General features: G+C 72.2%; 10 protein-coding genes. 6 read left to right on the top strand and 4 right to left on the bottom strand.

What is annotated here, in order from left to right:
- Positions 1–17 precede the first annotated feature (17 nt).
- Positions 18–1,292: an MFS transporter gene (locus AB0I79_RS27335; RefSeq protein WP_357878128.1), complete on the bottom strand. Its 1,275-nt coding sequence runs from the start codon at positions 1,290–1,292 to the stop codon at positions 18–20.
- A 236-nt stretch (positions 1,293–1,528) separates the two neighbouring features.
- On the opposite strand from AB0I79_RS27335, the gene AB0I79_RS27330 reads away from it, so the two are divergent.
- Positions 1,529–3,106 carry a bifunctional 3-(3-hydroxy-phenyl)propionate/3-hydroxycinnamic acid hydroxylase gene (locus AB0I79_RS27330; RefSeq protein WP_357878125.1) on the top strand — a complete coding sequence of 526 codons (1,578 nt, stop codon included), beginning with the start codon at positions 1,529–1,531 and terminating at the stop codon, positions 3,104–3,106.
- 13 nt (positions 3,107–3,119) lie between these two features.
- Positions 3,120–4,394, top strand: coding sequence for a CoA transferase (locus AB0I79_RS27325; protein WP_357878122.1), 1,275 nt, complete (start codon positions 3,120–3,122; stop codon positions 4,392–4,394).
- Here AB0I79_RS27325 and AB0I79_RS27320 read toward each other — a convergent pair.
- Both AB0I79_RS27320 and AB0I79_RS27315 read right to left on the bottom strand, forming a co-directional pair.
- Positions 4,300–5,724 carry a M81 family metallopeptidase gene (locus AB0I79_RS27320; RefSeq protein ID WP_357878119.1) on the bottom strand — a complete coding sequence of 475 codons (1,425 nt, stop codon included), beginning with the start codon at positions 5,722–5,724 and terminating at the stop codon, positions 4,300–4,302. The genes AB0I79_RS27325 and AB0I79_RS27320 overlap by 95 nt on opposite strands.
- A 17-nt stretch (positions 5,725–5,741) precedes the next feature.
- A complete protein-coding gene (locus tag AB0I79_RS27315; protein WP_357878116.1) occupies positions 5,742–6,881 on the bottom strand; it encodes an ROK family transcriptional regulator in 1,140 nt (379 codons plus the stop codon).
- Positions 6,882–7,080: 199 nt separating this feature from the next.
- Between AB0I79_RS27315 and AB0I79_RS27310 the strand changes: the two genes are divergently transcribed.
- From AB0I79_RS27310 to AB0I79_RS27295, 4 genes are read left to right on the top strand one after another with little or no spacing between them, the layout of a single operon-like run.
- The gene (locus AB0I79_RS27310) at positions 7,081–8,814 is read left to right on the top strand and encodes a peptide ABC transporter substrate-binding protein (RefSeq protein ID WP_357878113.1); all 1,734 of its coding nucleotides are present in this window, start codon (positions 7,081–7,083) and stop codon (positions 8,812–8,814) included.
- A gap of 3 nt (positions 8,815–8,817) precedes the next feature.
- Positions 8,818–9,777, top strand: a complete 960-nt coding sequence (locus AB0I79_RS27305) for an ABC transporter permease (RefSeq protein ID WP_357878110.1) — start codon at positions 8,818–8,820, stop codon at positions 9,775–9,777.
- The gene (locus tag AB0I79_RS27300; protein WP_357878107.1) at positions 9,774–10,652 is read left to right on the top strand and encodes an ABC transporter permease; all 879 of its coding nucleotides are present in this window, start codon (positions 9,774–9,776) and stop codon (positions 10,650–10,652) included. Before AB0I79_RS27305 ends, AB0I79_RS27300 begins: the two co-directional genes overlap by 4 nt.
- 15 nt (positions 10,653–10,667) lie before the next feature.
- The gene (locus AB0I79_RS27295) at positions 10,668–12,686 is read left to right on the top strand and encodes an ABC transporter ATP-binding protein (protein WP_357878104.1); all 2,019 of its coding nucleotides are present in this window, start codon (positions 10,668–10,670) and stop codon (positions 12,684–12,686) included.
- On the opposite strand, the gene AB0I79_RS27290 is transcribed toward AB0I79_RS27295, so the two are convergent.
- The gene (locus tag AB0I79_RS27290) at positions 12,683–13,255 is read right to left on the bottom strand and encodes a dihydrofolate reductase (RefSeq protein WP_357878101.1); all 573 of its coding nucleotides are present in this window, start codon (positions 13,253–13,255) and stop codon (positions 12,683–12,685) included. The genes AB0I79_RS27295 and AB0I79_RS27290 overlap by 4 nt on opposite strands.
- Between the last annotated feature and the right edge of the window lie 76 nt (positions 13,256–13,331).

The following is a 13,331-nucleotide window of genomic DNA, read 5'->3' as shown; positions in this document are numbered from 1 at the left end:
GTGGGCGCTGCGACGGGCTAGGTGGCGGGCTCTGTGGCGGGTTCGGTGGCCGGCCGGCGGAAGGTGGTGTGGCTGGAGGCGCGGTCGGCGACGAAGAGCGAGAACACGGCCACGAGGCAGACCGCCGCCGCGACCCCGTACGCGGTGAACAGACCGTGCGCCCCGCCCGAGGCGATCGCCGCGCCGCCGAGCGTCGGCCCGAGGAAGGCGCCGACGAAGGAGGTGCCGTTGGACCAGCCGAGCGCGGCGGCACGGACCGGCAGCGGGTAGATGTCCGCGGCCGTCGTGTGCACCAGGTTCATCGTGGAGTGCCCGCCGATCCCCATGAGCGCGACGCAGACCACGGTCACCGGCACGGAGACGGGCAGCACCAGCATGCCCGCCATGCCGAGCAGCGTGCACGCGCTCGTGACGACCGCCAGCCGCGCCGAGCCGTGCCGGTCGGCCGCCCATCCGGAGGCGAAGGAGCCGAGCACGGCGGCGCCGGTGAGGGTGAAGGAGAGCAGCAGCGCCGCGCTGAGCGAGTAGCCCAGGGAGACCATGGACTGGGTCGCCCAGACGTTCAGGCCCTGCCAGGCGACCATGTTGGCGATCGCGCACACGGCCACGACCAGCGCCACGACCGCGCCCCGGCCACCGAACAGCGTGACCAGCTTCTGCCGTCCGGTCCACTCGCGGCCGGCGACCTCCTGCGGGGTGTCGGCCGGGACGGCCATCGCGACCACCGCCGCGAGGATGGCCAGCGCGGTCCCGGCGCCGACGAAGAACATCGGGCGCCAGCCGAACGCCGGCAGGATCGGGATGGCCAGCAGCGAGGCGACCACCCCGCCGAGCGGGATGCCCGCCATCGTGATCGTCACGACGATCGAGGCCCGCCGCGCGGAGGCGCTGTTGCGGGCCACCGTCATCGCGGTGGTGAGGGCGCCGCCCACCCCGAAGCCGGTCAGGAAGCGGGCCACGGCGAGCATGGACGCGCTGACGGACGCCCCCGTGAGCACCGCACCGAGCGCGAACAGGCCGATCGCCAGGATGAGCACGCGCTTGCGCCCGGCCCGCTCGGCCACCACGGGGGCGAGCAGGGCGCCGAGGATCGCCCCGATGTAGACCAGGCCGCCGATGAACCCGGTCTGTTCGTCGGTGACCCCGAGCGAGGCGTCCTCCAGCAGCAGCGGGACGACGGAGCCGAAGACGATGAGGTTGAAGCCCTCGATCACCGTGATGATCATGCAGAGCGCGATGACCGCGGGGTGCGATCGCGTCTCCGCGGGATGCTGGGACGGGGTCAGGTGCATGGCCTGCTCCAGAGGGTCGGCGCCCAGGTGGCGCGGTGGTTGCCGTACAGGGTGGGGACACCGTGTGACCTGGGGAACAGCACTGTCCCGGTTTCCGGGACAGTGCGGTGACCGGCCTCACTTCCCGCGCCCCCGCTGTCCCGGAAACCGGGACGCGGCCGGTGACACCGGACGCCCTCCGCCCCGACCCTCGACGATGTCCGCCGACGGCCAGCGAACGCAGAACGGAACCCGCCGTGCACAAGCCCACCGACGCCCCGCCCTCCCTGACGGCCGACGTGCTGATCGTCGGTTTCGGCCCCGTGGGCAAGCTGCTCGCCATCCAGCTCGGCCGCCGCGGCCACGCCGTCGTCGTCGTGGACCGCCAGCGGGCCGGCTACCCGCTGCCCCGCGCGGTGACCCACTGCTCGGACTTCGCCCGGATCCTCCAGTCGGCCGGGCTCGCCCCGGACACGATCCCGGGGATCACCCAGCCGTACGACGACATGTACGTCTGGCGCAACGGCGAGGGCCGCACGCTGGTCGAGGTCGACTGGAGCGGCCACGGGGAGTCGGGCTGGTACAACACGTACTTCTTCCACCAGCCCTCCCTGGAGGCGGCGCTCGACGAGATCGCCGCAGGGCTGCCCACGGTGCGCGTGATGCGCGGCTGGGAGGCCACCGGCCTGGCCCAGGAGCCCGGCACGGCCACCGTCGCCCTGCGCGGCGGCGCCGGGGAGCGGCTCGACGTCACCGCCCGGTGGGTGGTGGGCGCCGACGGCGCCAACAGCCAGGTCCGCCGCTGGGCGGGCATCGACTGGCACGACGAGGGCTACTTCCACGACTGGCTCGTCGTGGACGTGCGGCCCAGCCCGCGGATGGCGTTCCCGCACGTGGCGGCGCAGAGCTGCGACGTGCGCCGGCCCGCCACGATGGTCCCCGGCGGCCCCGGCCGGCGGCGCTGGGAGTTCATGCGGCTGCCCCACGAGAGCAAGCAGGAGCTCAACCGTACGGAGAAGGCGTGGGAGCTGCTCGCGCCGTACGGGATCACCCCGGACAGCGCCGAGCTGGAACGGCACAGCGTCTACACCTTCCAGGCCGGGTGGGCCACCCGCTGGCGCGCCGGGCGGGTGCTGCTGGCCGGGGACGCGGCCCACCTGATGCCGCCGTTCGCGGGCCAGGGGCTCGGCGCCGGCGTGCGCGACGTGATGAACCTCGGCTGGAAGCTCGACGCGGTGCTGCGCGGCCTGGCCGCCGAGCGGCTGCTCGACACCTACGACGCCGAGCGCCTGCCGCACGTGGTGGCCTTCGTCCGCTTCTCCATGGAGCTGGGCAAGGTCATCTGCATCTCCGACCCCGGCGAGGCGGCCGCCCGCGACGCCCGGATGATCGCCGACTGGGCCGCCGGGATGAAGCCGCCCGCCCCGCCCCGCCCGCGCCTCGGCCCCGGCGTGCACACCGGCCCCGCGGGCGGGCACCTCGCGCGGCAGGGCCGCGTACGGGTCCCCGGCGGCGCTCCGGCGCTGTTCGACGACGTGTTCGGCGGGCCGGGCGCGCTGATCGCCCGATCGTCGCTCTCGCTGACCGGCCTGCCGGGCCAGGCGCTGAAGGAGCTGGGCATCGACCTGGTGGCGCTGTCGGGGCCCGGCACGGCGGGGGTGACGGTCGTCGAGGACCTCGACGGCGTGTACGCCACCTGGCTCGACGCGCTCGCCGCGGACGCCGTCCTGGTCCGGCCGGACTTCCACCTCTACGGCGCGGGGAACGAGGCCGCCGCGCTCGCCGCCGGTCTTCTCAACAGCCTCGACGCCGCCGCGCCCGTCGCCACCGCCTGAGATCGGAGCTGCCATGTCCGGACCGCTCGACGGCCTGCTCGTCGTCGACCTGACCCGCGCCCTCGCCGGGCCGCACGCCGCGATGATGCTGGCCGACCTGGGCGCCCGCGTCATCAAGGTGGAGAACCCCGCGGGCGGGGACGACACCCGCGGCTGGGGCCCGCCCTTCGTGCAGCCGGAGAGCGGTGACCGCGAGTCGACGTACTTCCTGTCGGCCAACCGCAACAAGGAGTCGATCGCCCTCGACCTCAAGGACGAGGCCGACCGCGAGGTGCTCACGCGCCTGCTGCGCCGCGCCGACGTGCTGATGGAGAACTTCCGCCCCGGCACGCTGGACCGGCTCGGCCTCGGCACCGGCGTCCTGACCGGGCTGAACCCGCGGCTCGTCACGCTGTCGATCAGCGGCTTCGGCCACGACGGGCCGGAGGGCGGCCGGGCGGGCTACGACCAGATCGCCCAGGGCGAGGCCGGGCTGATGTCCCTGACCGGCTCGGGCCCCGGCGACCCGCAACGCGTCGGCGTCCCGATCGCGGACCTGCTGGCCGGCATCCACGGCGCGTACGGCGTGCTGGCCGCGCTGCTCGACCGGCAGCGCACGGGCCGCGGCCAGGTGGTACGCACCTCGTTGCTCGCCTCGGTCGTCGGCGTGCACGCCTTCCAGGGCACGGCCTGGACCGTCGCCGGCCAGGCCGGCCGCGCCCAGGGCAACCACCACCCGTCGATCGCGCCGTACGGGCTGTTCCGCTGCCGGGACGGCGCCGTGCAGCTCTCGTGCGGCAGCGAGTCGTTGTGGCGCCGGCTGTGCGCCGAGTTCGGCCTGGACCCCGAGGCGCCGGGGCTGGCCACCAACGGCGAGCGGGTGGCCGGCCGGCAGCGCGTGATCGAGCTGATCGAGGCCGCGTTCGCCGCCCACCCGGCCGAGGAGTTGCTGGCCCGGCTGGCAGCGGCCGGCATCCCGGCCGGCAGGGTGCGCACGGTGGACGAGGTCTACGCGTGGGAGCAGACCCTGTCCCAGGGGCTGCTCGTGGACGTCGAGCACGCCACCCTCGGCCACCTGCGCCTGCCGGGCCCGCCGCTGCGCTTCTTCACCGCGGGCCCGGACGGCGAGCGCGAGACCACCCGCCGCGACCACACCGCCCCGCCGGTGCTCGATGCCGACGGGCCGGCCATCCGCGCGGAGGCGGTCTCGGGGGTCAGAGCGCGGCGTCGCGATCCAGCGGGAAGATCGGCCGCTTCAGGTTGCGGTACGGCAGCCGGTGCAGGTCCTGGTCCACACCCCCCGGCGTGAGCGCCAGCATCCAGTCGGCCGCCGCCTCGAACAGCTCCGGCTCCAGGTACCCGATCTTGACCGCGACCACGTCCACCCCGGCCACGTCCACCCCGAGCCGCCGGTACGACTCCAGCAGCCGGTACTGCATCCGGCGCGAGGTCAGGAAGACGCTCAGCCCGCCGATGCGCACGCTGACCACCCGCCCGCCGTCGGGGTCGTCGGCCACGGCCTCCAGCGTGCCCTCCAGCGGCAGCGGCCCCGGCGGGCGGGTGTCCACGCGGCCACCGGCGCGTACGCTGACGGGCGAGCCGACCGGGAGGTGCGCGATGGCCGCCACCGCCTCCGGGTCGAACAGGGAGGCGTAGACGGCGCGCACCGAGCCGTCGCGGATCCCGGGCCTGGCCAGCATCCGCTCCAGGGCGTAGGTGACGTCGTCGGCGCCGCCCGCGCCCGGGTTGTCGCCGGAGTCGCTGATGAAGTACGGCCGGGCCGAGCCCTCCTTGAGCGCCGCGTCCAGGCACTCGTCCATGGAGCCCGTGGGGGCGACGAAGGCGAAGTCGTCGCGGGCGTCCCAGAACGCCTGCCCCAGCTCGCGGGCCGCCCGCTCGGTGGCGGCGGCGTCGGTGCCGGTGGCGACGACCGCGCCGGTGCAGCGCGGCTCGTCGGCCCAGGCGAAGCCGATCCAGACGGCCGCGTCGATCACGCCGGGCCTGGCCTCGATGTCCGGGATGCGGGCGTACAGGCCGCGGGCGGGCTCGACGCGGGTGCTGGTCATCTCGCCGGGCAGCAGGATCGGCACGTGCACCAGCGCCTTGTGGGGGCGTCCGCCTCGGCGGAGCGCCTCGACGAGGTTGCGGGCGGCGCGCTCGCGGGTCTCCCAGACGTCCACGTGGGGTGCGGTGCGGTAGCAGGTCAGCAGGTCGCAGCCGGCGAACAGGGTGTGCGAGACGTTGCCGTGCAGGTCCATCGCCGCCGACACCAGCGGCTCGGGGCCGATCACGGAGCGGACGGCGGTGATCAGGTCGCCCTCGGCGTCCTGGCGGCCGACGACGCTCATCGCGCCGTGGATGTCCAGCAGCACGCCGTCGAAGGCGCCGTCGGACAGGCCCTGGACGATCTCGGCCCGCCAGGCGTCGTACGCGGCGGCCTCGACCGCCCCGCCGGGCAGGGCGCGGGCGTGCACGATCGGCACCCATTCCACCTCGGCCGCCCACGGCTCGCCGAGCCAGCCGTACCGGCCGAGCAGGGCCTGGCCGCGGGTGACCTCGAAGTCGGCGGTGCCGCTGAGGTGCGGCGAGAAGGTGCTGGACTCGATGTGGATGCCGCAGATGGCGATGCGCAAGGACACGTTTACCGCTGTGCTTTCTAGGAGGGACGGATGTCGGCCGTCTCCCGCAGGAGCCGGCCCAGCCCGATGAGGGCCGCGTCGGGGCCGGCGATGCTCGCCTCGATGGACAACGACTGGGTCAGCGGCGGCAGGCACCGCTCGTAGAGCATGCCTTTGACGGCCGCCACGTAGACGTCGAGGCTCGACAGCGCGCCGCCGATGACGACGCTGTCGGGGTTGAGGAAGTTGACCAGCCCCGACAGCGCGACGCCGAGCAGCCTGCCGCCCTGGCGTACCAGGGTCACCACGGCCGGGTCGGCGTTGATGGTGGCGGCGATGACGTCGCGGATGTCGGCCACGGGCAGGCCGCGCCCGGCCAGCTCGCGGGCGAGCGCGGCGCCGCTGGCGACGGTCTCCAGGCAGCCGCTGCCGCCGCAGGAGCACTCGCGCTCGCCGCTGTCGGCCACCCGCACGTGGGTCAGGTCCCCGCTCAGGCCGCGCCCGCCCCGGTAGATCCGGGCGCCGCTGACCAGGCAGCCGCCGATGCCGCTGCCGGCCTTGACGTAGATCATGTCGCCGGTGTCGCGGCGGGTGACGTACTCGCCGATCGCGGCGGCCTTGGCGTCGTTGTCGACGACGGCGGTCACCTGGAAGCGGTCACGCAGGTCGCTCTGGACGTCGTAGCCGCTCCAGCCCGGCATGCGGGCGGGGCCGACGAGCCGCCCGTGCGGGAAGTCCACCGGGCCCGGCAGCGCCATGCCGACGGCCAGCAGCCGCCGTCCGGGTGCGTGGGCGGTCCTGATGCCGTCGAAGGCTCCCGCGATCTGCTCGAAGATCGCCTCGGGGCCCGCTCCTATGTCGACGGGGAACTCCTCGGCCGTCAGCAGCGCTCCGGAGGGCGAGCACAGGCCGACGCGGGCGTGGCGGGCGCCCAGCTCGGCGACGGCGAAGACGCCGCCGTCCTCGCGCAGGCGCAGGATCCTGGGCCGGCGCCCGCCGGTGGAGGCGCCCACGCCCTCCTCCAGGATCGTGCCGTCCTCCAGCAGGCGCCGCACCACGCTGGAGACCGTGGAGGGAGCCACCTGCAGGATCTCCACCAGATCCGCGCGTGAGACGGCCTTACCGCTGGCCAGCAGGCTCAAGGCCTGCTCACGCAGATTGGCGGGCTCCTCCGGCATGCCTCTCCTCTCCCTGGAAGGAAGACCATCATCGAGCAAGAAGACGATCACCGATAGATGCCTTCGCCGCGGACTCTACATCGAATTAAGTGTCGTGAACAAAGTAGATTTTTCGCATTGACTTACTACTTGTACCTCTATACATTCTCCCGCTGAACGGCCCCTCCGAGGGCACGCCCACGTCTCGACGAGGAGAATCATGGGGACGAGAACCCGCATCGTGTGCGGCGTGGTGGCCATCGGGCTGGCTCTGACCGCCTGCAGCGCAGGCGCCGGCGGCAGTGCGCAGCAGAGCGGCGGCGGCGCGCAGGGCACGGACACCGTGACCGTGGCCTTCCGCACGCCCAACTGGATCCTGCCGATCTCGGCACCGGGCTTCACCCAGGGCGAGAACGAGATCTTCTCCACCGCTCTGTACCGCAAGCTGTACAGCTACAAGCTCGACGGATCCAGCCCCGACAACGTCGACCCCGAGCGCTCGCTCGCCGAGCCGCCCGCCGTCAGCGACGGCGGCAAGACGCTGACCATCACGCTCAAGGACAACACCTGGTCCGACGGCAAGCCGATCACCACCAAGGACGTGCAGTTCTGGTGGGACCTCGTCACCGCGAACAAGGACAAGTGGGCGTCCTACAAGCCCGGCGGCTTCCCCGACAACATCGACAGCTTCAAGGTCAAGGACGACAAGACCTTCTCCCTGACCACGAAGAAGGCGTACAACGCGGCCTGGTTCGTCGGCAACCAGCTCAACCGGATCGTCCCGCTGCCCCAGCACGCCTGGGACAAGGGCGATGCCAAGAAGACCTTCGAGGAGCTGACCGCCGCCTCGAAGGACCCCAAGTCGTACGCGACCAACCCGCTGTGGAAGACCAACAGCGGCCCGTGGAAGCTGCAGAGCTACGTGCCCAGCGGCGAGGTCGTCCTGGCCAAGCAGGACACCTACTCCGGCACCGACAAGCCGAAGCTGAACAAGATCGTGCTGCGGCCGTTCACCGGCGACGACGCCGAGTTCAACGTGCTGCGCGCCGGGCAGATCGACTACGGCTACATCCCGCCGGCCAACCTGTCGCAGAAGGCCTACCTGGAGTCGAAGGGTTACAAGGTCGCCCCCTGGTACGGGTGGTCGATCACCTACCTCCAGCTCAACTTCAACAACCCCAGGACCGGGGTGCTGTTCAAGCAGCCGTACCTGCGCCAGGCGCTGCAGATGCTCATCGACCAGCCCACGATCAGCAAGGTCATCTGGTCCGGCATGGCCGCGCCCACCTGCGGCCCGGTTCCCGCCAAGCAGGGCTCGCCCGCCGGCCAGGGCTGCGCCTACCCGTTCGACCCGGCCAAGGCCAAGCAGCTGCTGGAGAGCCACGGCTGGAAGGTCACGCCCGACGGGCAGACCACCTGCGCCGACCCCGCCCTGTGCGGCGAGGGCATCGCCAAGGACACCCCGCTGAGCTTCACCGTCACCAGCCAGTCCGGCTTCGCCGCGACCACCAAGATGTTCGCCGAGATCAAGTCGACGATGGCCAAGGTCGGCGTGCAGCTCACCATCAAGGAGGTGCCCGACTCCGTCGCGGTCACCCCGGCCTGCAAGGCGGAGGAGTCCAAGTGCGACTGGGACATGTCGTTCTTCGGCTCGCAGGGCAGCTGGTACTACCCGGCCTTCGCCTCCGGCGAGCGCCTGTTCCAGACCGACGCCCCCGTCAACCTCGGCAGCTACAGCAACCCCGAGGCCGACGAGCTGATCGAGAAGGCGCAGTTCTCCGCCGACGCCGGCGCCCTGCAGGAGTACAACGACTTCCTGGCCAAGGACCTGCCGGTGCTGTGGATGCCGAACCCCGTCTACCAGATCTCGGCGTACAAGTCGGGGCTGCAGGGCGTCGAGCCGCAGGACCCGATGAACCTGATGTACTTCCAAGACTGGTCCTGGAAGAGCTGACCGTTGACCCGGTACCTCCTCACGCGCCTCGGCCAGGCCCTGGTCATCGTGATCCTGGTGACGCTGATCACGTTCGTGATCCTGCACCTGCTGCCGGGAGGAGCGGCCAGGGCCATCCTGGGCAAGGAAGCGACGCTGCAGCAGATCGCCGCCTTCAACCACGAGATGGGGTACGACCGGCCGCTGTGGCAGCAGTACGCGATGTACCTGCAGCGGCTGGTCCAGGGCGACCTCGGCTACTCCTTCCAGCTCAACCAGTCGGTGGCCGAGGCCATCAGCCAGCGGGTGCCCAAGACCATGCTGCTGTCGCTGGCCTCGACGCTGCTGGCGGTCGTGGTGGCCGTCCCGCTGGGCGTGGTGCAGGCGGTGCGGCGTAACCGCTGGCCCGACTACACCATCAACGGGCTGTCGCTGCTGGCGTACGCCACGCCCATCTTCTTCATGGGTCTCATGATGATCATTCTGTTCTCGCAGGTGTGGCCGGTGCTGCCGCCCGAGGCCCCGCAGGGCTTCACGCTGGCGGAGGTGCTGGCCGACCCGGCCGGGCTGGTGCTGCCCACGCTCACGCTGGCGATCCTCACCGTCGCGGTCTACTCCCGCTACATCCGCTCGTCCATGGTCGACAACCTGAACGAGAACTACGTCCGCACAGCACGCAGCAAGGGCCTGTCGGAGGGCCGGGTGATCGTCGGGCACACGCTGCGCAACGGCCTGTTCCCCGTCATCACCCTGCTCGGCATGTACCTGCCCGCGCTGTTCAGCGGCGCCCTGGTGGTCGAGCGGCTGTTCAACTACCCGGGCATGGGGCTGCTGTTCTGGCAGGCGGCGCTCAAGCGGGACTATCCGATCCTGCTCGGCGTCACGCTGCTGATCTCGGTGGCCACCGTGCTCGGCGCGCTGGTCGCCGACGTGCTCTACGCCGCGGTCGATCCACGCGTACGACTCAAGGCAGGCCGCTCATGACCACTCAGGAAGAGGCACAGCCCGTCCGCGGGATGTGGCGGCAGGGTGTGGAGGTCTTCTGCGAGAACCGGCTCGCCCTGGTGGGCGTGGGCCTGTTCGTGCTGCTGGCGGCCTTCTCCTTCCTCGGGCCGCTGTTCTACCAGACCGACCAGGTGCACACCGACCTGACCAAGGTCTACCTGCCCCCGGGCACGGACGGGCACCCGCTCGGCACCGACGGCGTCGGCTACGACCAGCTCGGGCGGCTGATGCTCGGCGGGCAGACGTCCATCGTGGTGGGCCTGGCCGCCGGCCTGCTGGCCACGGTCGTGGGCACCGTCTGGGGCGCCATCGCCGGGTTCGCGGGGAGCTGGGTCGACGCGGTCATGATGCGGGTGGTCGACGCGATGATGTCGATCCCGGCGCTGTTCCTGTTCATGCTCATGGCCTCGATCGTGACGCCCACGGTGCCGATGCTGATCGTCATCATCGGCGCCTTCGCCTGGCTCGGCCCCGCCCGGCTGGTCCGCGGCGAGGCCCTGACGCTGCGCACCCGCGAGTACGTCATGGCGATGCGCGGCATGGGCGGCACCGGCGGGCGCGCGGTGCGCCGGCACATCATCCCCAACGCCATCGGCACCGTGATCGTCAACGCCACGTTCCAGGTCGCCGACGCGATCCTGTACGTGGCCTACCTGTCGTTCCTCGGCCTGGGAGTGCCGCCACCCGCGGCGAACTGGGGCGGCATGCTGTCCGACGGCCTGTCGGACACCTTCAGCGGCAATTGGTGGCTGCTGTACCCGCCGGGCATCGCCATCATCCTCATCGTGCTCGCCTTCAACTTCATCGGCGACGGGCTGAGGGACGTCTTCGAGGTCCGCCTCCGGCGGCGCTAGCAGGAGGTTTCGTACATGGAGGTTCCCAGCGAGCCGCTGCTGCGGCTGCGCGACCTCAGCACCGACATCGCGCTGCGGCGCGGCACGGTGCACGCGCTCGACCAGGTCAACCTCGAGGTCAACCAGGGCGAGACGCTCGGCATCGTGGGGGAGTCGGGCAGCGGCAAGACCATGACCGTGCTGTCGGTCATGGGGCTGCTGCCCTCCGGCGGCGGCGTGGTCGGCGGGGAGATCCTCTTCGACGGCCGCGACCTGCGCAAGATGGAGGCGGCCGAGCTGCGCCGGGTGCGCGGCGTCGAGATGGGCATGGTCTTCCAGGACCCGCTCACCTCGCTCAACCCCACCATGCGCATCGGCGCCCAGGTCGCCGAGCCCCTGCGCGTGCATCAGGGGATGAGCAAGGCGGAGGCCCGCGAGCGGGCCGTCGAGATCCTGCGCCGGGTCGGCATGCCCCGCCCCGACAAGATCGTCGACGACTACCCGCACCAGCTCTCCGGCGGCATGCGCCAGCGCGTCGTCATCGCCATGGCGCTCATCCGCTCCCCGCGCCTGCTCATCGCCGACGAGCCCACCACGGCCCTGGACGTCACCACCCAGCGCCAGATCCTCGAGCTCATCGACGACCTGCGCGAGGAGTTCAAGATGGCGGTCATCCTGGTCACCCACGACCTCGGGGTGATCGCCGGCCGCGCCGACAGGGTCGCCGTCATGTACGCCGGACGCGTGGTCGAGACCGCCACGACCGCCGAGCTGTTCCGCGCGCCGCGCCACCGCTACACCGAGGCGCTGATGCGCGCCCTGCCCGAGTCAGCCGCCGACGGCCGCCTCTACAGCATCCCCGGCCTGCCGCCGGACCTGTCACGGCCGCTGACCGGCTGCCGCTTCGCGCCCCGCTGCCACTTCGCCACCGACGAGTGCCGCACCACCGACGTCACCCTCACCGGGGACGGGCACGCGTTCGCCTGCCTGCACCCGGTCACCGAGCCCGTCGCCATCACGGCGTCGGCCGGCCACGACCGGGCCGCCTCCGGCGCCGCCGCCGAGCCGATCCTGACCGTGCGGGACCTGGTCAAGGAGTACGACGCCGGCGGCGCGGGCCTGCGCAGGACCGCCGGGCGCGTCAGCGCCGTGGCCGGGGTGTCCTTCGAGGTCAAGCCCGGCGAGACGCTCGGCATCGTGGGCGAGTCCGGATGCGGCAAGTCCACCGTCGGCCGCCTCGTCGCCGGCCTCGAAGCCCCCACGGGCGGCCGGATCGTCGTGGACGGCACCGACATCGCCACCCTGGACCGGCGCGCCCGCCACCGCATGCACCGCAAGGTGCAGCTCATGTTCCAGGACAGCTACGCGGCCATGAACCCGCGCATGCGCATCGACTCCATCCTCACCGAGCCGCTGGAGATCCAGCAGGTGGGCGACGCCGCCGCCCGCCGCGCCCGGGTGAGCGAGCTGCTCGACCAGGTCGGGCTGCCACGGCGGGCGCTGGAGCGCTACCCGCACGAGTTCTCCGGCGGGCAGTTGCAGCGCATCGGGCTGGCCAGGTCGCTGGCGCTGCGGCCCCGGCTGATCGTGGCCGACGAGCCGGTCAGCGCGCTGGACGTGTCGGTGCAGGCGCAGGTGCTCAACCTCATGCGGGACCTGCAGGGCGAGCTCGGCCTGTCGTACGTGTTCATCAGCCACGACCTGTCCGTGGTGGACTACATGGCCGACCGCATCGGCGTGATGTACCTCGGCAAGCTGGTGGAGGTGGGCCCCGCCCACCAGGTGGTGCGCGCGCCGCGCCACCCGTACACGCAGGCGCTGCTGGACGCCGTGCCCTCGCCCGACCCCGGCCACGCGCCCAGCCCGGACACGACCATCCGGGGCGAGCTGCCGAGCGCGCTCAACCCGCCGACCGGCTGCCGCTTCCGCACCCGCTGCCCGCTGGCGCAGGACGTCTGCGCCACCGAGCCCGTCCTGGAGGGCGGCGCCCACCAGGTCGCCTGCCACTTCCCGCTCCGCCTCGAAGCGGACGGCACCGGAGCGCGGCAGGGCTAGCGCCGGACGCGGTAGAGCAGGTGGAGGACCCGGTCGCCCTGGATGACCACGTGCGGGTCCTCCAGCAGGTGCTGGGCGTCGACCGAGCCGAAGTAGCGCTTGCCCGAGCCGAAGACCACCGGCACGACGTCCATCGCCACCTCGTCCACCAGCCCGAGGGCGAAGGCCTGGCCGCCGGCCTCGCCCGCCGCGACGGCGACGTCACGCTCGCCCGCCAGCTCCCTGGCCAGCGCGACCGCCCGCGTCACGTCGTCCACGAAGTGGTACGACGCCTCGGGGTGCCACCCCTCGGGCTTGGGCCGGTGCGAGAGCACGACCACGTGGTCGCCGGTGGGCGGCCTGCCCTCCCACCCGTTGGTCATGTCGAACAGGTGCCGCCCGATGACCATCGACCCGATGCGGGCCCAGACCGGGTTGACGTAGTCGGCCGAGACCTGCGAGACCTTGCCGATGCCGCCGAGGTCGGCGGTGCCGTTGCCGTACCAGTCGAACAGCGGGCCGACCTGGTCGTGCGCGTCGGCGATGAAGCCGTCGACCGAAACGACGTTGTGCATGATCACGGTGCTCATAGCATCTCCAGAGCGTTGTCGAAGGTGGTTTCACCCATGCGTCGACCGCGCGCCGCCGGAATCGACATCGCCCCGG

It is taken from the genome of Nonomuraea sp. NPDC050202 (genome assembly GCF_040656115.1).
In the GTDB taxonomy this organism is placed as follows: Bacteria; Actinomycetota; Actinomycetes; order Streptosporangiales; family Streptosporangiaceae; genus Nonomuraea.
Note: the sequence above shows the minus strand (reverse complement) of the source record. Positions and strands in the feature narration are given on the sequence as shown.